The sequence below is a fragment of the Mesorhizobium sp. B2-3-5 genome, from assembly GCF_006442395.1.
In the GTDB taxonomy this organism is placed as follows: Bacteria; Pseudomonadota; Alphaproteobacteria; order Rhizobiales; family Rhizobiaceae; genus Mesorhizobium.
Genome location: NZ_VFVX01000024.1, coordinates 35,770 through 57,080, shown reverse-complemented (window position 1 = coordinate 57,080; position 21,311 = coordinate 35,770). Strand labels below are relative to the sequence as shown.

General features: G+C 62.6%; 18 protein-coding genes and 1 pseudogene. 6 read left to right on the top strand and 13 right to left on the bottom strand.

The window, feature by feature from the left end; all coding sequences use genetic code 11:
• The first annotated feature begins 2 nt into the window (after positions 1-2).
• Positions 3-1,277, top strand: a complete 1,275-nt coding sequence (locus FJ958_RS23065; protein ID WP_140745746.1) for an FAD-binding oxidoreductase — start codon at positions 3-5, stop codon at positions 1,275-1,277.
• A gap of 12 nt (positions 1,278-1,289) precedes the next feature.
• Here FJ958_RS23065 and FJ958_RS23060 read toward each other — a convergent pair whose 3' ends face one another.
• The 6 genes from FJ958_RS23060 to argE all read right to left on the bottom strand — a co-directional run bounded on the left by FJ958_RS23060 (position 1,290) and on the right by argE (position 7,872).
• Positions 1,290-2,747 (bottom strand): NAD-dependent succinate-semialdehyde dehydrogenase, encoded by a 1,458-nt coding sequence (locus FJ958_RS23060; RefSeq protein ID WP_140745744.1) that lies wholly within the window; start codon positions 2,745-2,747, stop codon positions 1,290-1,292.
• Between the two features lie 17 nt (positions 2,748-2,764).
• Complete coding sequence (locus FJ958_RS23055) at positions 2,765-3,808, bottom strand: tartrate dehydrogenase (protein WP_140745742.1); 1,044 nt, start codon at positions 3,806-3,808, stop codon at positions 2,765-2,767.
• Positions 3,809-3,818: 10 nt separating this feature from the next.
• Positions 3,819-5,282: an aldehyde dehydrogenase gene (locus FJ958_RS23050; RefSeq protein WP_140745740.1), complete on the bottom strand. Its 1,464-nt coding sequence runs from the start codon at positions 5,280-5,282 to the stop codon at positions 3,819-3,821.
• A gap of 150 nt (positions 5,283-5,432) precedes the next feature.
• Positions 5,433-5,786, bottom strand: coding sequence for a cupin domain-containing protein (locus FJ958_RS23045; protein ID WP_181176486.1), 354 nt, complete (start codon positions 5,784-5,786; stop codon positions 5,433-5,435).
• A 24-nt stretch (positions 5,787-5,810) separates the two neighbouring features.
• Positions 5,811-6,734, bottom strand: a complete 924-nt coding sequence (locus FJ958_RS23040; RefSeq protein ID WP_140745736.1) for a glyoxylate/hydroxypyruvate reductase A — start codon at positions 6,732-6,734, stop codon at positions 5,811-5,813.
• A gap of 13 nt (positions 6,735-6,747) precedes the next feature.
• Positions 6,748-7,872 carry an acetylornithine deacetylase gene (argE, locus tag FJ958_RS23035; protein WP_140745734.1) on the bottom strand — a complete coding sequence of 375 codons (1,125 nt, stop codon included), beginning with the start codon at positions 7,870-7,872 and terminating at the stop codon, positions 6,748-6,750.
• 277 nt (positions 7,873-8,149) lie between these two features.
• Between argE and FJ958_RS23030 the strand changes: the two genes are divergently transcribed.
• Entirely contained in the window at positions 8,150-9,007 is an 858-nt protein-coding gene (locus FJ958_RS23030) for a GNAT family N-acetyltransferase (protein WP_140745796.1), read from the top strand.
• 437 nt (positions 9,008-9,444) lie between these two features.
• Positions 9,445-9,675, top strand: a complete 231-nt coding sequence (locus FJ958_RS23025; protein ID WP_246679712.1) for a hypothetical protein — start codon at positions 9,445-9,447, stop codon at positions 9,673-9,675.
• A 355-nt stretch (positions 9,676-10,030) separates the two neighbouring features.
• Here the strand turns inward: FJ958_RS23025 and FJ958_RS23020 are convergent, their stop codons facing one another.
• The 6 genes from FJ958_RS23020 to FJ958_RS22995 form a co-directional block, all read right to left on the bottom strand.
• A complete protein-coding gene (locus FJ958_RS23020; RefSeq protein WP_181176484.1) occupies positions 10,031-11,035 on the bottom strand; it encodes an ABC transporter permease in 1,005 nt (334 codons plus the stop codon).
• Positions 11,036-11,061: 26 nt separating this feature from the next.
• Entirely contained in the window at positions 11,062-12,060 is a 999-nt protein-coding gene (locus FJ958_RS23015; protein WP_140745728.1) for an ABC transporter permease, read from the bottom strand.
• Positions 12,053-13,561, bottom strand: a complete 1,509-nt coding sequence (locus tag FJ958_RS23010; protein ID WP_140745726.1) for a sugar ABC transporter ATP-binding protein — start codon at positions 13,559-13,561, stop codon at positions 12,053-12,055. The genes FJ958_RS23015 and FJ958_RS23010 overlap by 8 nt, the downstream gene beginning before the upstream one ends.
• A 126-nt stretch (positions 13,562-13,687) precedes the next feature.
• Positions 13,688-14,692, bottom strand: a complete 1,005-nt coding sequence (locus FJ958_RS23005; RefSeq protein WP_246679711.1) for a substrate-binding domain-containing protein — start codon at positions 14,690-14,692, stop codon at positions 13,688-13,690.
• Between the two features lie 80 nt (positions 14,693-14,772).
• The gene (locus FJ958_RS23000; RefSeq protein ID WP_181176483.1) at positions 14,773-15,567 is read right to left on the bottom strand and encodes a FadR/GntR family transcriptional regulator; all 795 of its coding nucleotides are present in this window, start codon (positions 15,565-15,567) and stop codon (positions 14,773-14,775) included.
• The gene (locus tag FJ958_RS22995; RefSeq protein ID WP_140745723.1) at positions 15,564-16,391 is read right to left on the bottom strand and encodes an SDR family oxidoreductase; all 828 of its coding nucleotides are present in this window, start codon (positions 16,389-16,391) and stop codon (positions 15,564-15,566) included. The genes FJ958_RS23000 and FJ958_RS22995 overlap by 4 nt, the downstream gene beginning before the upstream one ends.
• 707 nt (positions 16,392-17,098) lie before the next feature.
• Between FJ958_RS22995 and FJ958_RS22985 the strand changes: the two genes are divergently transcribed.
• Both FJ958_RS22985 and FJ958_RS22980 read left to right on the top strand, forming a co-directional pair.
• Positions 17,099-17,395 (top strand): hypothetical protein, encoded by a 297-nt coding sequence (locus FJ958_RS22985; RefSeq protein ID WP_140745722.1) that lies wholly within the window; start codon positions 17,099-17,101, stop codon positions 17,393-17,395.
• Positions 17,385-17,966: a hypothetical protein gene (locus FJ958_RS22980; protein WP_140745720.1), complete on the top strand. Its 582-nt coding sequence runs from the start codon at positions 17,385-17,387 to the stop codon at positions 17,964-17,966. Before FJ958_RS22985 ends, FJ958_RS22980 begins: the two co-directional genes overlap by 11 nt.
• A gap of 149 nt (positions 17,967-18,115) precedes the next feature.
• On the opposite strand, the pseudogene FJ958_RS32150 reads toward FJ958_RS22980, so the two are convergent.
• Positions 18,116-18,314: pseudogene (locus tag FJ958_RS32150) on the bottom strand (DUF1173 family protein); the annotation flags it as partial.
• A 335-nt stretch (positions 18,315-18,649) separates the two neighbouring features.
• Here FJ958_RS32150 and ligD point away from each other — a divergent pair.
• The gene (gene ligD / locus FJ958_RS22970) at positions 18,650-21,295 is read left to right on the top strand and encodes a DNA ligase D (protein ID WP_140745719.1); all 2,646 of its coding nucleotides are present in this window, start codon (positions 18,650-18,652) and stop codon (positions 21,293-21,295) included.
• The last annotated feature ends 16 nt before the right edge of the window (positions 21,296-21,311 follow it).

Here is a 21,311-nt window from a genome sequence, read left to right as displayed (position 1 = left end):
CGATGAAGTTGGTCTCCTACTGGCACGACACCGCCCCAGTCTTTTCCGGCGGCGCGCAAGGCCCGGTCGAGGGGCACTACGACGCGGCCATCATCGGCGGCGGCTTCACCGGTCTCGCCGCCGCGCGCCATTTGGCGAAGGCCGGCGCGAAGGTGGCGGTGCTGGAAGCGGAGCGGGTGGGCTGGGGCGCATCCGGGCGCAATGGCGGGCACCTAAACAACGGCCTCGCACATAGCTACCTTTCGGCCAAGGCGGAGCTCGGCAGGGAACGGGCGATCGCACTTTACCGCGCGCTGGACAGTTCCATCGACACTATCGAGGCGCTGGTCGCCGAGGAAGGCATCGATTGCAATTTCCGTCGCGCCGGCAAGCTGAAACTCGCCTCCAAGCCGCAGCATTTCGAGGCGATTGCGCGCAACTTCGAAGCCATTCATGCCGAAGTGGATCCGGACACGGCGTTGCTGTCGGCGACCGATCTCAAGTCCGAGATCGGCTCTCCCTTCCATGGCGCGATGCTGTCGAAGAAGAGCGCCATGATGCATATGGGCCGCTATGTGGCCGGTCTCGCCACGGCCGCCGTCCGCCACGGCGCCGTCATCCACGAGAATGCGGTGGTGACTGACCGCAAGCAGGCCGGCAACAGGCATGAGATCACCACCTCCCGTGGCCAGATCAGCGCCGACAATTTGCTGGTGGCGACCGGGGCCTACACCACGCCGAATTTCGGCTATTTCCGCCGCAGGATCATCTCCGTCGGCAGCTTCATCATCGCCACCAGACCGTTGAGCGATGCCGAGATCGCATCGACCATGCCTGGCAACCGGACATGCGTGACCTCGATGAACATCGGCAACTATTTCCGGCTTTCGCCGGACAAGCGCCTGATCTTCGGCGGCCGCGCCCGCTTTTCGGCGACATCCGACCAGCGCTCCGACGCCAAGAGCGGACAGATATTGCAGGCGGGCCTCGCCGCGATTTTCCCGCAACTCGCCAAGGTCGAGATCGACTATTGCTGGGGCGGGCTGGTCGACATGACCAAGGACCGTTTCCCGCGCGCCGGCTACCAGGACGGAGCCTGGTACGCGATGGGCTATTCCGGCCACGGCGCGCAGCTTTCCACCCATCTCGGCATGATCATGGCCGACGCCATGCTCGGCCGCGAGGACCGCAATCCGATGCGGGGGCTCGAGTGGCCTTCTATTCCAGGCTACTCGGGCAAGCCCTGGTTCCTGCCGATGGTCGGGCTCTACTACAAGGCGCTCGACCGGATACGGTAATCGGGGCTGGGTTTAGCCCAGCCCGCCGATGTGAAAACTCTTCATCTCGAGATATTCCTCGATGCCGGCCTGTGCGCCCTCGCGCCCGAGGCCGGACTGCTTGATGCCGCCGAAGGGCGCCACCTCCATCGAGACCGAGCCGGTGTTGAGCCCGACCATGCCGAACTCCAGTGCCTCGCCGACACGCCAGGCGCGTTGCAGGTTTTCGGTGTAGAAGTAGGAGGCAAGCCCATAGGGCGTGCCGTTGGCCAGCGCGATTGCCTCCTCTTCCGTCTCGAAGCGGAAAAGCGGCGCGACCGGACCAAAGGTCTCCTCGCCGGCGAGCTGCATATCCTTTGTGGCGCCCGTCAGCACCAGCGGCGCCACATACTGAGCGCCCTCCGGCAACGCCGGGCTCTTTGTGACGATTGCGGCGCCTTTGGCGAGCGCGTCCTCGACGTGCCGGTTGATCTTCTCGACCGCTGCAATGTTGATCATCGGCCCGATGGCGACGCCGGGCTGTGTGCCTGGCCCGACTGTCATGGCGTTGACGCGGGCGGAAAGCTTCGCGGCGAAAGTTTCGTAGACGCCGGCCTGGACGAGGATGCGGTTGGCGCAAACGCAGGTCTGACCGCCATTGCGGAACTTCGAGGCGAGTGCGCCCTCGACGGCGAGGTCGAGGTCGGCGTCGTCGAAGACGATGAAGGGCGCATTGCCGCCGAGTTCGAGACTGAGCCGCTTCACGCTGTCGGCCGCCCCGCGCATCAGCAGCGAGCCAACTCGCGTCGAGCCGGTGAAGGAGATCTTGCGCACGGTCTCGTTCGCCATGATCTCATTGCCGATCTCGGTCGGCATGCCGGTGACGATATTGATGACGCCGGCGGGAATGCCCGCCCGTTCGGCGAGCACGCCGAGCGCCAACGCCGAATAGGGCGTGAACTCGGACGGTTTGACGACCACCGTGCAGCCGGCGGCGAGCGCCGGCGCGACCTTGCGGGTGATCATCGCGTTGGGAAAATTCCACGGCGTGATGATACCGCACACCCCGACCGGTTCCTTCAGCACGATGATGCGGCGGTCGGATGTTGGCGAAGGGATGGTGTGGCCGTTGATGCGACGCGCTTCCTCGGCGAACCATTTGACGAAGGAGGCGCCATAACGGATCTCGCCCCTGGCCTCATCCAGCGGCTTGCCCTGTTCCGTCGTCAGGATCAGTGCCAGATCGTCCAGATGGACGAGCATCTGGCTGTGCCAGGCCTCCAGCAGGACAGCGCGTTCGGCGTTGGTTTTTTTCCTCCAATCCCGGTAGGCGGAAACCGCGGCATCAATTGCCGCGCGGGTCTCGGAGCCGGCCATGTCGGGCACCGTGCCGATCGCGGTCTGCGTGGCCGGATCGATGACATCGACCGTTCTGCCGGAGCCGGCCCCGACCCATTCGCCACCGATCAGGCCTGCCTGGCGGAAGAGAGTGTTGTCCTTCAAGTTTTTCATCGAAAACGACCTTGCAATCAGGTGAGTGCCGCGATGACGGTGGCCGTGATGGCCTCCGTCCGGTCCTTGCCGGCAATGGTGCCGATGCCTCTGGCGGTCGTCGCCTCGAGCGCCTTGATGACACGGCCGCCCGCAGCCTTTTCGCCGAGATGATCGAGCATCATGGCGCAGGACCAGATGGCGGCGATCGGATTGGCGATGCCGAGATGGGCGATGTCAGGCGCGGAACCGTGCACCGGCTCGAACATGGACGGCGCCGAGCGGTCGGGGTTGATGTTGGCGGAGGCGGCGTAGCCCAGTCCGCCCTGGATCGCAGCGCCGATATCGGTCAGGATGTCACCGAAGAGGTTCGAGGCGACGACCACGTCCAGACTTTCCGGTGCCATGATCATGCGCGCGGCAAGCGCATCGACATGATAGCTGGTCACGGCGACGTCGGAGTATTCCGCGGCGAGCTTTCGCGTGATCTCGTCCCAGAAAACCATAGAATATTTCTGCGCATTGGATTTGGTGACGGAGGCAAGCTTACCCCTCCGTGCCCGTGCCTGCTCGAAGCCGAAGCGAAGGATGCGCTCCACGCCGGCGCGGGTGAAGATCGAGGTCTCCACCGCGACCTCGTCCGCAGTGCCTTGATGCACGCGCCCGCCGGCGCCGGAATATTCGCCTTCGGTGTTCTCGCGGATGCATAGGATGTCAAAGTTTTCCGCCCGTAATGGTCCCCTGACGCCGGGAAGCAGGCGGTGCGGCCGGATGTTGGCGTACTGCACGAATGCCTTGCGGATCGGCAGCAGCAGGCCGTGAAGCGAGACCGAATCCGGTACCTCCGCCGGCCAGCCGACGGCGCCGAGGAGGATGGCGTCGAAGCCGCGCAACGTCTCAATGCCGCCCTCTGGCATCATGCGGCCGGTCTCCTTGTAGAATTTGCAGGACCAGGGGAATTGAGTTGCCGTCAGGGCAAAGCCTGCGTGCTGGGCTGCCGTTTCCAGTACCGCCCAGGCGGCGGCGGTTACATCGTGGCCGATGCCGTCACCGGGGATCAGGGCGATCGAATAGGACTTCATCGGCATCTCTCTAAAGGCTGACCAGGACGCTTTTGGTCCTGCGGTTGGCGAGATAGGCCTCGCGGCCAAGGTCCTTGCCGATGCCGGAGTGCTTGTAGCCGCCGGTCGGCAGGATGTGGTCGCGCGAGCGGCTGTAGCGGTTGACCCAGACGGTGCCAGCTTCGAGCTTGCGCGCGATGCGGATCGTGCGGGACAGGTCGGCGGTGAACAGGCCGGAAGCCAGCCCGTAGGTCGGATGGCTGGACAGCGCCAGGGCCTCTTCCTCGGTCTCGAAGGTCTGGACGGTCAGGACCGGACCGAAAATCTCCTCGACGATTGCGGGATTGGCCTGGTCGACATTGGCGATCAGCGTCGGCTGGTAGAAATAGCCGAAATTGTCCATGGCGGCGCCGCCGGTCAAGCACTCGCCACCGGCCTCGACGGAGGCCCGCACGATGCCATCGACACGTGTCCGCTGCCTGTCTGAGACGATCGGCGAATAGTGTGTCGCCTCGTCCCAGGTAGGGCCCGGGCGCACCGCGTTCATCCGCTCCAGAATCGCGGCCGTCAGCCGGTCGGCCACGCGCTTGTCGACGATCAGGCGCGTGCCGGCGACGCAGGCCTGGCCGGCGTTGAAGATGACGCTACCGGCGATCGCAGTCGCCGACTTGTCGAGATCGGCATCGGCAAAGACGATCTGCGGGCTCTTGCCGCCGAGCTCCAGCGTCATTGGCTTGACGCCGGTGCGCGCGACATTCTCCATGATTGCCGATCCGGCCCGGGTCGAGCCGGTGAAGCTGACCTTGGCGATCTCAGGATGGCCGGTGAGCGCCGTGCCCGTCGTCGGACCATCGCCGAGCACAACGTTTATGAGCCCGGCCGGCAGGCCTGCTTTGACGGCAAGCTGCGCCATGTAGACTGCCGAGAAGGGCGTCATCTCGGAGGGCTTCAGCACGACAGCATTGCCGGCGGCCAGCGCCGGGCCGAGCTTCCAGCCGGCCATGGAAATGGGAAAGTTCCACGGCGTGATCGCGCCGACCACGCCATAGGGCTCGCTCATGATCAGGCCGAGGCTGGTATCGTCGGTCGGCACGAGCTCGCTGCCTTCCTTGTCGGCGAACTCGGCGAAGAAGCGGATCTGCTCAGCGGTGACGGCGATGTCGCCGGCGATGAGCTGTCCCACGGGCCGGGTCGAGCTCACGGCCTCGATCCTGGCGAGCGCTTCGGCTTCCGCCTCGATCAGGTCTGCCCAGGCCTGGAGCGCCTTGGTGCGTTCGCGAGGCCGAACGCCGCCCCAGTTGCTGGACTTCAGTGCGGCTCTGGCGCTCTCTACCGCGCGGGTGACGATGTCGATGCCGGCAATGGGGCAGGCGGTGTATGGCTTGCCGTCAGACGGTCGGCGCATCTCGATCGCACCCTCGGCGGCGATAAGCTCTCCGCCAATGAAATGCCCGACGGGGAAGGGAACTGTATCCGGATCGAAGCTTAGGCTCATGGGCGACCACTTTCCTGCATTGACCGGAGCGTAGCGCGTGCCAGCACGCAGCATGCGCTGTTCGGTGGCCCGTCGCCGCCGAATGTTGCGTGCTGGGCGCGAGGTACGGCAAAATCTTCCGCGCAGGTCGGCGCCTGTCGCGGACGCCCTCTACCCCACGGTTATGTAGATCTTGCGCACCGTTTCAATGGTCTTCCAAACCCCGGTGAAGCCAGGCTTCATCACGAAACTGTCGCCGGCGCGGTAGGTCACCGGCTTGCCGCCGTCGGGGGTGATTTCGATCATGCCGGAGAGGATATGGCAGAACTCGAAGGTCTCCCCCTTGATCGAGCGCGTCTCCCCAGGCGTCGCCTCCCAGACGCCGGTATGGACGAGGTCGTCCTTGGCCACGTCCTGTGCCCAGGTCTTGAAGACGGGATTGCCGGCTATCAGCCGTTCGGGCAATGCCTTGGATTCGCGCGGTGAAAAGGTTGGGTTGGTGTCGACGGTCTTGAGCAGGAGCAAGGAGCGGCCTTTCATGTTGGAAAGTCAATAGCCGCGCGACCGGTCGACGAGCCCGATGGGGTCGAGTCCGGCGCGGTGACGCTTGATGTTGTCGATGACGGCGCGGGCGGCGGTCGCTGGCTGGGTGACACTGGCGACATGCGGAGTGAGGATGATCTTTGGATGCGACCAGAAAGGATGGCTCGCGGGCAGCGGTTCGGGATCGGTGACGTCGATCATTGCGGCCGACAGGCGACCCCTGTCGAGCGTGGCGACAAGCGCTTCGTGATCGAGCTGTGGCCCCCGGCCGGTGTGGACGAGCGCCGCGTCCTTGGGCAACTTCGCAAACAGGCCGGCATCAAGGAAGCCGCGCGTATCCTCGGTCAGCGGCAGCAGGCAGACCAGTATGTCGCTGGCCGCGAGCATCTGTTCCAACCCGAGCTCGCCATGATGACAAGTCACGCCCTCGATCCGTCGCGGCGAGCGGCTCCAGCCGGCAAGCGGGAATCCGAAGGGCTTCAACCTGTCTAGGACGGCCTGGCCAAGCTGTCCGAGGCCGAGCACGCCGACCCTGCGCGACCGGGCCTGCAGTTGCGCGATATCATTCCACTGGCGGGCGCGCTGCTGCGACAGATAGGCCGGCAGGTTGCGATGGAGCGCGAGCACGGCCATAGTCACATATTCTTGCATCATGCGCGCGATGCCTTCCTCGATCATGCGCACGATCTTCACGTTTTGAGGCACCGCATCGAGGCGAAACTGATCGACGCCGGCGCCGATGGAAAACAGGATTTCCAGATTCCTGTAGCGGGCGAGGTCGTCCGGCACGGTCCAGCTGATCAGGTAACGCACGGCGTCTGGATCGACCGCTGCGGCATCGATCGTGAAAGGGATGTCCGGTAATTCTCCCGCGAACGCCTCGGCGAAGACGGCACCGCGGCGCGCATCGGAATTGAACAGGAATGTCATCGCGGTTGCCTCGTCACGACGCGCAGCGCGTGCCCAGCGCCCCGATCAATCGCTGGCAGGCGGCGAGTTCGCTCGCAAGGATGTACTCGTCCGGCTTGTGGGCGCGGCCAATGTCGCCTGGGCCGCAGATGATCGCGTCGAAGCCGGCGGCCTGATAGAGGCCGGCCTCCGTGCCGTAGCTGACGGCGCCGAGCGGCGCTTCGCGGGTCAACTCGCAGAGCAGGGTCGCCAGCGCCGCGTCTCGCGGAAGCGATAGCGCCGGATAGGCGCTGATAAGCGTCCACTCGACCCGGAAGCCGTCGGCCGTAAGAACCTCTGCCAGCGCTTTGACTGACGCGAGCAGGCTGGCCGGATCGACGCCGGGTATGGCGCGCGCCTCCAGGTCCAAAGTGCAGGTGTCTGGAATGATGTTGACTGACTGTCCGCCTGCCACCACGCCCGCCTGGAGCGAGGAGTAGGGCGGCTCGAAGGCAGGGTCGAACGGGCCATGCGTCAACCGCTCGGCTTCGCTCACGGCCTCGCTCAGAGCCGCGGCCATGGCATGGATAGCGTTAAGCCCGAGATCGGGCCGCGAGGAATGGCCGGAGCGCCCGTTGATCGTCACGCGGGCGGCTGCCTTGCCCTTGTGGGCGCACACGGCGCGCATGGCGCTCGGCTCGCCGACGATGACGCCGAGCGGCTCCGCGCAAAGGGCAGGCAGGCGGGCAATCAGATGCGGCACGCCGCGGCACCCGACCTCCTCGTCATAGGAGAAGGCGAGATGGATCGGCCTGGCAAGGCGCAGTCCCGTCAGTGCGGGTACGGCCGCGAGCACCGCGGCAAGAAACCCTTTCATGTCGGTGGTGCCACGTCCGTAGAGCCTTTCGCCCTCCTGGCGCAGCGCGAAAGGGGACGAGGTCCATTGCGGCTCTGCGGCAGGGACGACGTCCATGTGGCCGGATAGTATGTAGCCGGGGACATCAGCAGGGCCGATCGTCGCGAAAAGATTGGAACGATCGCCTTCCGGTCCGGGGAGCACGGTGACCTGCGTTCCGTGCTCCGTGAGATAGGTCTCGATCCAGCCGGCGATATCACCGTTCGGTTTGCCGGCGACCGATGGAAAGGCGACGAGACGGTCGAGGATGTCGAAGACGTCCATTCCAGCCCTCAGGGATTTCGGGTGCGCCGGATGGGTGCCGTCGACCGTATGCTGCAACAAGTCGGAACAGCATGTGCGGCTTCTTTCGCGATTGCGTGCTGAAAGCGGAAATGTTTCAGTCGAATCTTGCGTTGGCGCGCGGCTTTCGAGCAAATCGTATCGACCTGGTTGTCTAGCGTTGGCAGGGGCGGGCGGCCATTGTGTGTCACCCGCTTAGCAATCGTTCTGAGGCAAGAAATTGAAGCCGTCCGGAAGTTTCAAAATCGATGCCTTCTCGATGCGCATCGGCGACATCGAGGGCATCGAACTCGACCGGTTGCACGCGCACTCCCTATCTGTGGGATGGCCGCACCGAGCCGAAGACTGGCAGTTCCTGCGCGAAGTGGGGGAAGGGCTCGTGGCGCTTGATGAGATTGGCCGTGTTCTGGGCTCGGCCATGTGGTTCGCGCATGGCGCCGATTTCGCGACCGTTGGAATGGTCATCACCTCGCCGCGACTGCAGACGCTCGGTGCGGGGCAATGGCTGATGCAGCGGGTCTTCGAGAAGGTCGCCGGGCGCGACCTGCGCCTCAATGCGACCCGGGCGGCAAGGCGGCTCTACCTTTCGCTCGACTTCCAGCCGGAGAAGACCGTCTATCAATGCCAAGGCATCGCCCGCATGCCAACAATGGATAGTCAGCCGGGCGCGCGCGGCGACATCCGGGCTTTGGCGGCAAGCGATATTCCGGCAGGGATCGCGCTCGACGCGGCCGGCTTTGGCGTGAAGCGGACGGCGCTCATTGAAATGCTCTTCGCGCATTCGGCCGGCTATGGGCTTTTCAAGGGCGACAGGCTGAGCGCCTTCGCGCTCTGCCGGCCATTCGGGCGCGGCCATGTGGTGGGACCGGTCGTGGCCGAAAGCGATACCGACGCCGTAGCTATCGTGCGGCCGCACGTCGCCGACCATTCGGGGTCTTTCCTTCGGGTCGACACCCACATGGACAGCGGCGAGTTCGCCGCCTTTCTTTCGCACGCCGGGATGCCGGTCTTCGATACGGTGCTGACCATGTCGTTGGGCAAACGCCTCGCCGATTTCTCCGTCGGCGGCCCGGCTACGCCGAAGACCTATGCTCTGGCGAGCCAAACTCTCGGGTAGGCCGGTGCTCTCGTCGACAAAAAGAGCCGGCCAACATTCAACCGTTGCATGGTTGTTCCCTATGCATCTCCAACTGGACCGGTTCCAGCCCTCAAGCCTTAAGATCTGAACGTCCGGACATGGACATCTCAGGCCAGAAGCCACCAGTCCGGTTTCGTGACCCAAAGCGGTCGAGGAGCTGTCGGTGGGAATGCCTTTGTGGCGGGCAGGCATTAGAAGCTCCTAAAATGTGCAGGGAAACGCTCCCTATTCGTTCGGAACAGTGTCAACCCACCACACGTCCCGGGTGCACACGGGCCGCGCCTGACAGCACACCCGATCACGCCAAAATCAATTGCGGAATTCACACGCCTGTCGCACTGTCCGGGTTTCGTAGCTTTCGAGGAGGAAAGGCTATGTTGTACCCCGGTCAGTGCTTGGGGCCGTGCGAGATCGATATGCTCTCTCGCGTGTGCCGCATTGTATGCAACGAGAACGGCACTCCCCTTGAATCGCAGCAGGCCCAGCGCATCGCGTCCCACCTGCTCAAGCTGTTTATGAACGGCCTGATAACCGAGGAGGAACTGCTGGACGCCGAGAGGAACCGGGCCGGACGGCTAAAGCAGCCGCTCCAGCATCAGCTCCCGTCCCAGAACGTTGTGGCCGACAGCCAGCTGCACGTCGGCTAGGAAGTTGTCCAACTCCCGACCGGCGCCTTGGCGGGCACCGCGGCACCTTCTGAATGGCCCACAGTGGGAAGGCTGAGCAGACGTCCATCAGACCTTGAGGTTGAGCGCTGCATGGCGACTGCGCTCGGTCCCACGCTCAAGATCGGGCGGAGCGCCAGGAACCAAAGAGGGATTTTCGACATGAACGCCATAGTCTAGATCAAGCCGTCGACTGTTTTCCAGTGTCTCGCTGCGACTGCTCTGCATACTCGTCAGTTCGCCGTTTTGGATAGGCGGGCTCGTCCCCTTAGGCTGCGAATGCCTCAAGCCGTCAAGGCTCGGCGCCAACCCTCGATGCAATGCATTCTCGCGGGCATCAAAGCCGAACTGTTAAGCGTTTGGCGGCGACCACGAATAGAAGGATCAGCCCCCAAGCTGTGAGCGCCAGATGAGGGCTTAGCCCGATGATGTTGAAGCCGCTGGCGATGACTTGAAGAATGACCAGTGCGACGAACAGGCCTGCGATCTTTCCAAAACCACCATACGGATCGATCCCGCCCAGGATGGCCGCGAGAACCGTTATCAACAAATAGGATTGTGCGATCTCGGCGCCGGCTGAATTGAACCGGGCCATCATGACAATGGCCGCAAGCCAGCACAGCAGGGCCGACAAGACATAGACCCATATTAGGACTCGGCCCGTGTCGACACCCGAATATCTGGTCGCCTCCGGGTTGGATCCGATCATGTGCATGCGGATACCAAGCGGCGTGCGGGTAAGCAGCACATGAATGATCATCGCCACTATCGTGAACAGCAGGAACGAGGTGGGTACGCCCAGCACGGTTTCGTTGGATACCGCTATCAGAGCCTCGGGAAAGCCCGACACCGTGCGTCCGCGTGTGAAGTATATGCTGGTTCCATGAAGTAGCGTCATCGTGCCGAGCGTGACCAGGATGGGGTGAACGCCGGCGTACGCGACGAGGAAGCCGGTGATCAGCCCGGTCAGTGCGCAGAGCGCCAGCCCTGCCAGCAAGGCAGCCGTCATCCATAGCGCCAGGTCAAGGCCCGCGGCGTCCGGCGGCATCAACGAAGTTAAGATCCAGGCCATCAGCAGACCCGCCAGATTGGCGGTCGCGATGATCGCCAGATTGATGCCGCCCGAAATCAGCGGAATTGCCATCGCCAGCGACAGAAGGCCGAGTTCAGGCAGTTGGAACATCATCGCTTGTAGCGTCGCGCCGCGCAGGAAGGTACCCGGTTCGAGGACCGAAAAGACAGCCATCAATGCCATGAGGAGTGCGAGCAAGCCGCCCCTGCCCATGGCCGGCTGGCGCAAAAGCGCTATCGCGCTATCGAACTGGCTGTTGAGCTGTCGCACCCTTTGCTCCGACATCGGATATCCCCTCAACCGGCCTGGATGCGTTGCCGTCGAGTGGAGCGCTTTTCAGCGTATCCGGTCATCACGATTGAGACCAGGATCGCCAGGCCGGTGACGACGCCGAAGAAATAAGAGGAAATACCGAGAAGATTGAGCCCGTTCTGCAACATGGCCAGGAAGAGCACGCCAAGCAGGACGCCGGCCATCGATCCCTTTCCGCCGACGAGGCTGGCGCCGCCGAGGATGGCTACGGCAAGCACGTTGAGCTCCTGCCCGGCCATTGCGGTCGGAACCGCTTGGTGAACGCGATAGGCCTGGATGAAGCCGCCGACTGCGGCGAGAAAGCCAAGGTAGCCATAGGCAAAGAGCTGGACGCCGAGCACGTTGATGCCAATGCGACTTGCCGCTTCCGGGTTGCCGCCAAAGGCGTAAACCTGTCGGCCGAGTCGTGTGTGCTTCATCAGAAAGTGCGTGAGCAGCACCACCGCCAACATAACGAGGGTGGGCAGGCCGATCTTGACCACGTCGCCCGAGGCAAGGATCGTCCGGTAGACAACGACAGGCTCGGCCCACCAATCGGGCAGATTGTAGATCTCATGCGCATCGGTGATGTAGATCAGGAGCGCGTAGTAGATGCTCGACGTCGCGATAGTGACGATGATCGAGCCGACGCGCAGAAAATGCACGAGCACCGCGTTCAGCGCGCCAAGTGCGGTACCAAAGGCTGCCGCGATCACCAGCGTTGGAATGACCGGCATTTGGTAGGTGGTGGCAAGCGTCGCGGCCAGATATTGGGCGGCCGCCGCCGTGGCCGTGAACGAAATATCGATGCCGCCGCAGACCAGGACGACGAACACGCCGGCGGCGAGGATCGCTATCACCGAATAAGCCTCGACGAGGTTCACAAGATTCGACATCGTCAGGAAGTGGGGAGACGAGGCGGCGAGAATGATCGCCGTCACGAAAATGGCTGCGCCGAGGGCGCGTTCGGGCTGCCCGAAAATGGTCGCCAGCAGTCTAGGCATGCACCGCCTCCGAGAGCCGGGCTTCGGCGACCGAGCCGGGCAGGAACTCGCCGACGATGCGGCCCTGTCGCATGTGAAGAACGCGGTCACTGTTGAAATACACTTCCGGCACCTCGTCCGAGATCAGCAGGATGCTCATTCCCTCCCGCGCCAGCGACCTGATCAGCGAATGAATGCCGGCCTTGTTGCGAATGTCCACGCCGATTGTCGGGCCGTCGAGAATGAGTACCTTCGGGTTGGTTGCCAACCATTTGGCAAGTACCACGCGCTGCTGGTTGCCGCCCGATAGCGTCTGGCTGGCGGCCTCCACGCTTGCCGCGCGTATCTTCAATTGCTCGACCCATGATTTCGCCAAGGCTGCCCGGCGACGGAACGGCACCATGCCGAACCGATCGCTGAGCGATTTCAGCACGGTGATCGCGATGTTGTCGGCTATCGATTGGCGGAGGTTCACCCCCAGTGCGAGCCGGTCTTCCGAGGCATAAGCAATGCCTGCCGATATGGCCGCCTTGTTGGAGCGCAGCCGCACGGGATTTCCACCGACCAGGATCTCGCCGCGATCGAGTTTGGTCATGCCGAAAAGCGAGAGCGCCAGTTCGGTCCGGCCGGCACCCAGAAGGCCGATCAGGCCGAGGATCTCACCTTCGCGGATAGTGAAGGATACGTCCTCAAATTCGTCGACACGGGTCGCGCCCCTTACTTCGAGCACCGGCTTTCTTTCGTCGACGGGGCGCGCCGAAACCTTGTTCTCCAGGCTTTCGCCGGTCATCAGTTCGGCGATGCGGTTGTCGTCGATCTCGCGGGCGGGAAAGGTGCCGACCTTCTTCCCATCGCGCAGCACGGTGATACGCTCGGCGATTTCGGTGACCTCTTCCAGCCGGTGGCTGACGAAAACGATGCTGATGCCCTGCGCCTTCAGCCTGCGGACGGTGGCCAGCAGCAGGTTGACCTCGTGGCGCGTCAGCGAGGCGGTCGGCTCATCCATGAACAGGACGCGCGCGTTGGAAGCGATGCCCCGGCATATCGCCACGATCTGACGCTGCGCGACCGACAGCCTGCCGACCAGCAGATCGAGGGGAAGTTGAGTATCCAGGCGCTCTAGCGCTGCCTTGGCGACCTTTCGTATTTCGGCTCGGGGCGGCAGCTTCAGCGGGGCTGACAATTCCAGCCCGATGCCGATGTTTTCCTCGACCGTGAGGTTCGGAAACAGCGACAGGTCCTGGAATATCACTTGGATGCCGAGCGCCCTCGCTTGCTGCGGAGTCAACCGGGCATGGGCTGTCCCGTCGATGGCGATCGAGCCGCCAGCATCGGGCGCGTGGACGCCAGAGAGGATCTTGATCAAGGTGGACTTGCCCGAGCCGTTCTCGCCGACCAGGCAATGCACCTCGCCGGCGGCGATCGACCAGTCGATCGCGTCGAGCGCCCGCGTTCCGCCGAACTGCTTGCTGATCCTGGACAAGGTGAGGAGGCTTGCATCCCCGGCGGCAGGGCTATTCATCAGCTGACCTTGTTTCGTCCACTGCTGCATTCTCGAAAGCGAAGAACACAACGTCCCATGCCGCGCCGGAACGGGACGTTGCGACTGCCTACCGGATGCCGTGGGTCCGCTCCGACATCTGTCTGGTCAGATCACCTTGGCCCATTCATCGATGGTCTTCGGGTTAAGATCGATCTGCTTGTTGGCCCGGATGACATGGCTCGAGGCGTCGACCTCACAGGGCCCCATGCCCGGGATGTCGACACCGGTCTTGATCTCCGTGCCGGCCGCGACCGTCTTGCCGAGCGCGACCATTGCATAGCCTGAATCGACCGGGTTCCAAAGGAAGCCGCGGGTGATGGCGCCGGACTTCATCAGCTTCTGGCCCTGGCTCGGGATGAATGGCCCTACGACGATGACCTTGCCTATCTGGTCGCGGTCGCTGACGGCATTGCCCGCGCCGATCGGCCCGTTTGCACCGAAGATGAGGAACCCCTTCAGATCGGGATTTGCCTGCATCTGGTCCATGGCGGTCTTGTAACTGTCGTCGACGCTATTCGAGACACCAAAGCGGTCGCCGACCTGTTGCATCTTAGGATATTTCTGCTTCTGAAGCTCGAGCGCGAAATCAGCCCACAGATTGTGCTGCACCACAGTCAGGCCGCCGACGAAGACAACATACTTGCCCTCGCCACCGATCGCCCCGGCAAAGGCTTCTAGGTGCGCCTCACCAAAAGCCTTATCCTGGATGAGTTCGATGTCCCAGTCGGCGTTCTTCTGGCCGGGCGATTCATTCATGATGACTTTGATGCCCGCGTCCTGCGCCCGCTTGAGGACGGGCTCGAGCGCCTTTCCGTCATTCGGCACAACGCCGATCACGTCCACCTTCTTGGCGATCAGATCCTCGATGGCCCGCACCTGCTCGGCGGGATCATCAGTCGTCGGATTGATGATCGACGCGTCGACGCCAAGGTCCTTGCCAGCCTTGAGAACGCCTTTCTCGACGTTGTCGAACCAGGGGATCTTTACCTTGCCTACGATGCCTATCTTGGCCGGTTCGCCGGCTGCCCGGGCCGCCGCAGGTGCTAGGGCCGAAATCAAGCCTAAAGCCGTCGCGCTCTTCATGAACGTGCGGCGGGAAATGTCGCGCATGGAAAGTTCCTCCCATTCCAAAGTGGACAGACCACTTTTAACTTGAGCCACCTGCAAACGCAAGCGCCCACGTGTTTGAGTCAGCGTCGCAGCGCCGATATGCGTGAAAGTGCGGCGACATCGGACTCGATCATCGCGCGGGTGCTTTCCTCGATATGGTCGAGATGCGCCGACATCGCCTCGGCCGCGCCCGTGCTGTCGTGATCGGCGATGGCGCGAACGATCCTTTTATGTTCGCCAAGGCTGCGGCGGATGAGGGCAACGTCCTCGGTGGCGCGGCGGCGCACATCGAGCCCCATGTTGTAGAGCCCGTAGGCTATGCGATCGAGAACCGTGTTGCCGGACATTTGCCAAAGCCTGGCATGAAACTGCGCGTCGAGAATTCTGAAACCCACGGGGTCAGCCAACACGTTCTCATGCGCCACCAGCATGCCGTTGAGCGCTTCGACATCGGTGGCGCTTGCATTGACTGCCGCCTTGCGCGCGATTTCGACCTCGATGATGCGGCGGCTTTCGAAAACATCCGCCAGGTTCGAAGGCGTCAGCGACAGGAAGAAGTCGAGCGGCGCAAGCAGGGTTCGCGCATCGAGGCTGGTGATGTAGGCGCCGCCGCCATGGCGGCTGTCCACAACGCCTAGCGTCGACAGGGCTCGTATCGCCTCGCGCAGACTCGGCCGGCTGATATTGAGGATCTCGATCAGCTCGCGCTCGGAAGGCAGCCGGTCTCCGGATCGCAACATGCCAGTTCGCACTAGGTCGAGGATTCGGTTGACGACCGCCTGGGCAACGCCGGTGTTGGCGGCCTGCAGCGTCTCAGCTATTGGGTGCAGCTTCGTGCCTGCCCGCTTCGACGGCCTGTCGGAACGTTGTGTCATGAGCTTTCCCATGCCTCCGCGGGTTTGAATTCGCCCCAGCTCGGTATGGGCAGTTGTAGCCCGTTTTTGATCCAGAGGAATCGCCCGTTTATGTGGGCGGCGTTTTCGCCCATCAGCCTTTCGATGAGCTCGCTCGCCTTTTCGGGATCATCGCCACCCGTCCGCTCGACCCAGGCCGCCCACTCGCGATAGCGTTCGGCGACAGGTCCGAGATCCGACACGCCATCGCGGATATCGGCCCACATCTCCGTCTTCACGTCGCCCGGATGGATCACATTCGCCGTTACGCCGGTGCCTTCGAGCTCTGCGGCGAGATGGCGCGTGAACTGATTGAGCGCGGCCTTGCTCGTGCCATAGGCGCTGTTGATCGGCCCCGGCTCATGCAGGGCAGCGGCGGAGGTAATGTTGACGATGCGCCCCCAGCGCTTGCGGACCATGTCTTCGACGAAGGCGCGGCTTGTCAGATAAGGGCCGATCGTATTGATCATTACCGTGTTGATCCAGGCCGCCGGATCGGTTTTCCAGACCATCTGTATAGGGCCAAACATGCCGGCCGCGTTGATCAGGATCGAAGGCGGGCCAAGGCGGGCTTCGACCTCGCTCTTGATCGAGGCGACGGACTCGGCGGATGCCACATCGCCAGGGATGACAATGCCGGATCCGCCCCTGGCTTCAATTTGTTCCAGCGTGTCATTGAGCTGGTCCGCGCTTCGCGAAACCAGCGCGACCCTTGTGCCGTGCCCGGCCAGCCGCAACGCGGCCAGCCGCCCAATGCCCCGGCCGGCGCCGGTGATCAACGCAACTCTACCCGCCAAGCCTTCCATATTTTCCTCCAGCGATCATAAGGAAAAGGGATAGCGAAATCGAAGTGGTCTGTCCACTTTGACATTTCGTATCCTTTACTCGGATTTGGAAGGCTGCTTTACTTGCAACGTCGCTTGGGGTTCGATTGAATGGGAAGAAAGTTGGGGCGGCCACGGGCGACGAATACAGGTCCGCTTCTGATAATCTCAGCCTCGAACCGGCCAGCTTCCGGCCCCATTCCTGATGTTCGATGCGCGTGCGGGTGGTCGGCAGTTTTGCGGGGCGAGCACGAGTCCGGCGACCTAGCCGAGGCACTGCTCAAGCTTCTGTCCCATACCCCGACTGCGCCCCTTGCAGGTGTGGCAGCCAAGCTCGATGCCATCGTCAGAGAAGGGCAGCCGTCAAAGACGATGCTGAGTTCCCTTGGCCCCAAATCCGACCGGCTCTGCAAGCCACATAGGCAAGATAGGAGGAGACCGCACCGTTTCATGGGAGCGGGCACTCTCGTTCGGCAACTAGCCTTCAAGCGTGAGGGTCCATAAATCGAGCCCCCTCACTCTTTTGCCCCGCCCTTAAGAATTCGACACCTGCTTTTATCAAAGCCGCCTCAATGGCCTGCAAGGTGCTGATCCGGGAATCCACCTTCCCACTTTCCAATCGGGCCAACGGCTACTCCTTGCATCTATGTTGAACGTAAATTACGTTATGTTCAACATCGGAGGTCGGCATGAGTGCTCAAATTCATACTGCAGCAGACAGCGAAGCAACGGTCGCACTGACCCGCAACAAACTCGTGCTCGAACAAGCGAGGGCCGTCGGTCTCCTTGGCTCCGCTAAGAATACGCGCCTCTCGGGGCGCGTATCGTCAGAGCTGATCGATGCGGCCAAGAAGCGCGCGCACGTCAGGTCGGACACCGAGTTATTGGAGCTTGCGCTGTCGCGGCTGGCGCTGGAGGATGACTTCGGGGCCCGTCTCGTGAAGCGCAAAGGCAGCATTCACTCGGATATCGACCTTGGGATTTGATCTCGCCGACACCCTCCGATCATTCAAACCTCAGAAGCGCCAGGGAACACTCGCGCGCCGGGCCGATGACGATCTGCCATGGGTCGACGACGAACCTGTCATTGGCGGTCCATTATTTCTGGATGCTACCGTGTATCTGGATGTCCTGCAGGGCCGATCGCCGGTAGAGGTGGATAGGCTTCTGACGTACAGGCTATGCCATCACTCGGCCGTATGCCTTTCCGAGCTGACACGCGCATTCGGCCGATTGGATCCGAAGCACACATCGACGAAGACCGTGCTGGAAGCGATCCGGGCAACGGTCGCGGATATACCAGAGCACCGACTTCACACTCCCGACGCTGCCATCTGGGGGCAAGCCGGCATCCTCGCCGGTCTTCTGTTCCGAATGAGCAATTTGCCGAAGGGTGAAGGCCATGAGCGCAAGTTCGTCAACGACGCCTTGTTGTTCCTGCAGGCGCGGCAGCTGGGTGCAAGTGTGCTCACGGAAAACATTCGGGACTTCGACTTTCTTTCCCAACTCGTACCGACCGGGCGAATTGTCGGGTACCGAATACCAGACGCGTCGTGATTCGCATGACTTGGGCGGCCTCAGAGCGTCGCGTCGTCTTCCGCCAAAATTCGGTTCACTCTTAAAACCTGGATGCGGTTGAACCTTTCGCCGCATCATTGGCCACTGAGTATGACAACCTCGTCAGTCTTCATTGTCCACCATCAGCGCGCGACCTCTTCGACTGACGCGATGCCGCAGTTGAGACGCCGAAGGTTGCAATGACAATGAGGTTGAAGGCGTCGCTCAAGCGCCAGAGTTCGGGCTCGGTCTCATGGGTGCCGGTAGGCGCCGCCATGTGCCCTCCCCGATCATCAGCGGAGACTTCATATGTCGCACCACGATCTCCTGGGCCTCTCTGGCAGCGGAAACTCCTTCACCTGGATTGTCTAATCGACAGCGTTGAGCGGATGGCCTTCTAGATACGCTTCGGCGGGTCCAACGAGGTGGTGGCACTAATAATGTTAGCCTTTAGCCCTCCTGAAGGCGGCGACGGTGCGCCACAGACGTGGGGCTGCGGCGCAAAAAAATGCACATGGCGTTCGGCAACTCCGTGGTAACGCGAAAGCTCGGACTGCTCCGATCTGTGATCGGCCATCCACGACCTTCCCTGTCGTGCCGACCAACATGCCCGGTCGTGGAACCTGTTCTTCATTCGGAACATTCTTCCGTGAGAGGGACCTTGCCCTCAATCCGAGGAACCGATGGCGACCGACAAGCTCTCAAGGTATAAGGCCAAACGCGACTTCGAACTCTCGCAGGAACCGAGCGGCCAGGAAGCGATCAAACCTGCTAACCGTCGGCGCTTCGTGATCCAGAAGCATGATGCCACGCGGCTGCACTATGATCTGAGACTGGAGCTCGACGGCGTCTTCAAATCCTGGGCCGTCACCCGAGGCCCCTCGCTCAATCCGCACGACAAGCGTCTTGCCGTGGAGGTGGAGGATCACCCACTCGACTATGGCGATTTCGAAGGGACTATTCCAAAGGGGCAGTATGGCGGCGGAACGGTGATGCTCTGGGACCGCGGTTATTGGGAGCCGGAGGGAAAGAAGACCCCCGAGCAGGCGCTGGCGAAGGGAGATTTCAAATTCACGCTCGACGGAGAGCGGCTGCATGGCGGTTTTGTTCTGGTCCGGATGGCCAACGACCGGGAGCGGAGCAAACGCACCAACTGGCTGCTGATCAAGCATCGCGATGAATTCGCTGTCGAGGACAACGGCGGCGCGGTTCTGGAAGAGAACGAGACCTCTGTCGCCTCCGGCCGCAGCATGGAGGCGATTGCTTCCGGCAAAGGCCGCAAGCCCAAGCCGTTCATGCTGCAGGCCAGCAAGGTGGAGGCCGATGCCGTCTGGGACAGTCGCAAAGGGCTTGCGGCCGAGGAGCGGAAAGCGAAAGGTCGCGGAAAAAGGAAGCCGGATACGGCCAGCGCTGCCGATCTGCCCGATTTCATCGCACCACAGCTTTGCGAGACGCTTGCGCGGCCGCCCTCCGGAAGCGGCTGGCTGCACGAGATCAAATTCGACGGTTACCGCATCCAGATGCGCGTGCTGAACGGCGAAGCCACGTTGAAGACCCGCAAGGGTCTCGACTGGACGGCCAAATATGCTGCCATTGCGCGTTCGGCCGGCGAGCTCCCGGACGCGATCATAGATGGCGAGATCTGCGCGCTTGACGAGAACGGCGCCCCCGACTTTGCCGCCCTGCAGGCTGCCCTTTCCGAAGGGAAGACAAATGCGCTGGTTTATTTCGCGTTTGATTTTTTATTCAAAGGCGGTGAGGACCTGCGCATTTTGCCCCTGAGTGAACGCAAGGCGCGATTGCAGCAATTTCTTTCCGATGCTGGCGAGGATGATCGCATCCGTTTCGTGGAGCACTTCGAGACGGGTGGCGAGGCAGTTCTGCGCTCGGCCTGTCGCTTGTCGCTCGAAGGGATAATCTCGAAACGCGCCGACGCGCCCTACGTTTCCGGCCGCACGGAGGCCTGGGCAAAATCGAAGTGCCGTGCCGGCCACGAGGTGGTGATCGGAGGCTATTCGACGACCAACGGCACCTTCCGGTCACTTCTGGTCGGGGTCAACCGCGGTGACCACTTCGTCTATGTCGGTCGCGTCGGCACTGGCTACGGCGCCGAAAAGGTCAAAACCCTGTTGCCAAAGCTGAAGGCAGTCGAGGCCACGAAGTCACCGTTTACCGGGATCGGCGCGCCGAAGAAGGAGGCTGGCGTCGTCTGGCTCAAGCCGGAACTCGTCGCGGAAATCGAGTTCGCCGGCTGGACCTCGGACGGGCTCGTTCGTCAGGCGGCATTCAAGGGGTTGCGTGAGGACAAACCCGCCGCCGAGGTCGAGGCCGAGAATGCCGCGTCGCCGGCAAAGACGGAGGTGCCGGAACCGGCCGCGCCAACGACGTCGAAATCTCCCCATCGCGGCGGCAAGGTCAACGTCATGGGCGTGCTGATCTCGAACCCGGACAAACCGCTGTGGCCCGATGCCGACGATGGCCGGCCCGTGACCAAGGAAGACCTTGCCCGCTATTATGAGGCCGTCGGCCCCTGGCTGATCGAGCACATCCGCGGACGGCCGTGCTCGATTATTCGGGCGCCCGATGGAATCGGCGGCGAGCAGTTCTTCCAGCGCCATGCCATGCCGGGGACCTCCAACCTCCTGGAACTGGTGCAAGTGTTCGGCGATAAGAAGCCTTACCTGCAGATCGACCGGGTCGAAGGTTTGGCCGCCGTGGCACAGATCGGCGCACTTGAGCTGCACCCTTGGAATTGCGAGCCGCAGCATCCGGAGGTCCCGGGTCGGCTGGTCTTCGATCTCGATCCGGGTCCAGACGTTCCGTTTTCGACTGTCGTACAAGCGGCGAGGGAAATGCGAGAGCGCCTGGACAATCTGGGGCTCGTTAGCTTCTGCAAGACGACCGGCGGAAAGGGACTGCATGTCGTGACGCCGCTGGCGGTCGCCAAGCGCAGTAAGCTCACCTGGCCGCAGGCAAAGGGCTTTGCGCATGACGTCTGCCTGGGCATGGCGCGCGACAATCCGGACCTGTATCTGATCAAGATGGCGAAGAGCCATCGCCACGGTCGCATCTTTCTTGACTATCTGCGCAACGATCGCATGGCGACGGCGGTTGCCCCGCTTTCACCTCGCGCGCGGTCTGGCGCGACCGTGTCTATGCCGCTCACCTGGACCCAGGTCAAAACCGATCTTGACCCGAAGCGCTTTACGCTGCGGACCGTGCCTGCGTTGCTCTCGAAAAGCGCGGCGTGGAAGGATTATGAAAACGGGCATCGCTCGCTGGAGGCCGCGATCAAGCAGCTCGCACGCACGATGAAGCAGGCGGCCTGATCAGATTTTGCGATCG

Bases quoted from the DNA above. Each gene is read 5' to 3' on its own strand.
- FJ958_RS23010 (WP_140745726.1), bottom strand. From the start codon at position 13,561: ATGAATAGCCCTGCCGCCGGGGATGCAAGCCTCCTCACCTTGTCCAGG.
- FJ958_RS23000 (WP_181176483.1), bottom strand. From the start codon at position 15,567: ATGACACAACGTTCCGACAGGCCGTCGAAGCGGGCAGGCACGAAGCTG.
- argE (WP_140745734.1), bottom strand. From the start codon at position 7,872: ATGGACGTCTTCGACATCCTCGACCGTCTCGTCGCCTTTCCATCGGTC.
- FJ958_RS23015 (WP_140745728.1), bottom strand. From the start codon at position 12,060: ATGCCTAGACTGCTGGCGACCATTTTCGGGCAGCCCGAACGCGCCCTC.
- FJ958_RS22985 (WP_140745722.1), top strand. From the start codon at position 17,099: ATGAGTGCTCAAATTCATACTGCAGCAGACAGCGAAGCAACGGTCGCA.
- FJ958_RS23060 (WP_140745744.1), bottom strand. From the start codon at position 2,747: ATGAAAAACTTGAAGGACAACACTCTCTTCCGCCAGGCAGGCCTGATC.
- FJ958_RS23005 (WP_246679711.1), bottom strand. From the start codon at position 14,692: ATGCGCGACATTTCCCGCCGCACGTTCATGAAGAGCGCGACGGCTTTA.
- FJ958_RS23030 (WP_140745796.1), top strand. From the start codon at position 8,150: ATGCGCATCGGCGACATCGAGGGCATCGAACTCGACCGGTTGCACGCG.
- ligD (WP_140745719.1), top strand. From the start codon at position 18,650: ATGGCGACCGACAAGCTCTCAAGGTATAAGGCCAAACGCGACTTCGAA.
- FJ958_RS23050 (WP_140745740.1), bottom strand. From the start codon at position 5,282: ATGAGCCTAAGCTTCGATCCGGATACAGTTCCCTTCCCCGTCGGGCAT.
- FJ958_RS23025 (WP_246679712.1), top strand. From the start codon at position 9,445: ATGCTCTCTCGCGTGTGCCGCATTGTATGCAACGAGAACGGCACTCCC.
- FJ958_RS22995 (WP_140745723.1), bottom strand. From the start codon at position 16,391: ATGGAAGGCTTGGCGGGTAGAGTTGCGTTGATCACCGGCGCCGGCCGG.
- FJ958_RS23055 (WP_140745742.1), bottom strand. From the start codon at position 3,808: ATGAAGTCCTATTCGATCGCCCTGATCCCCGGTGACGGCATCGGCCAC.
- FJ958_RS23040 (WP_140745736.1), bottom strand. From the start codon at position 6,734: ATGACATTCCTGTTCAATTCCGATGCGCGCCGCGGTGCCGTCTTCGCC.
- FJ958_RS23065 (WP_140745746.1), top strand. From the start codon at position 3: ATGAAGTTGGTCTCCTACTGGCACGACACCGCCCCAGTCTTTTCCGGC.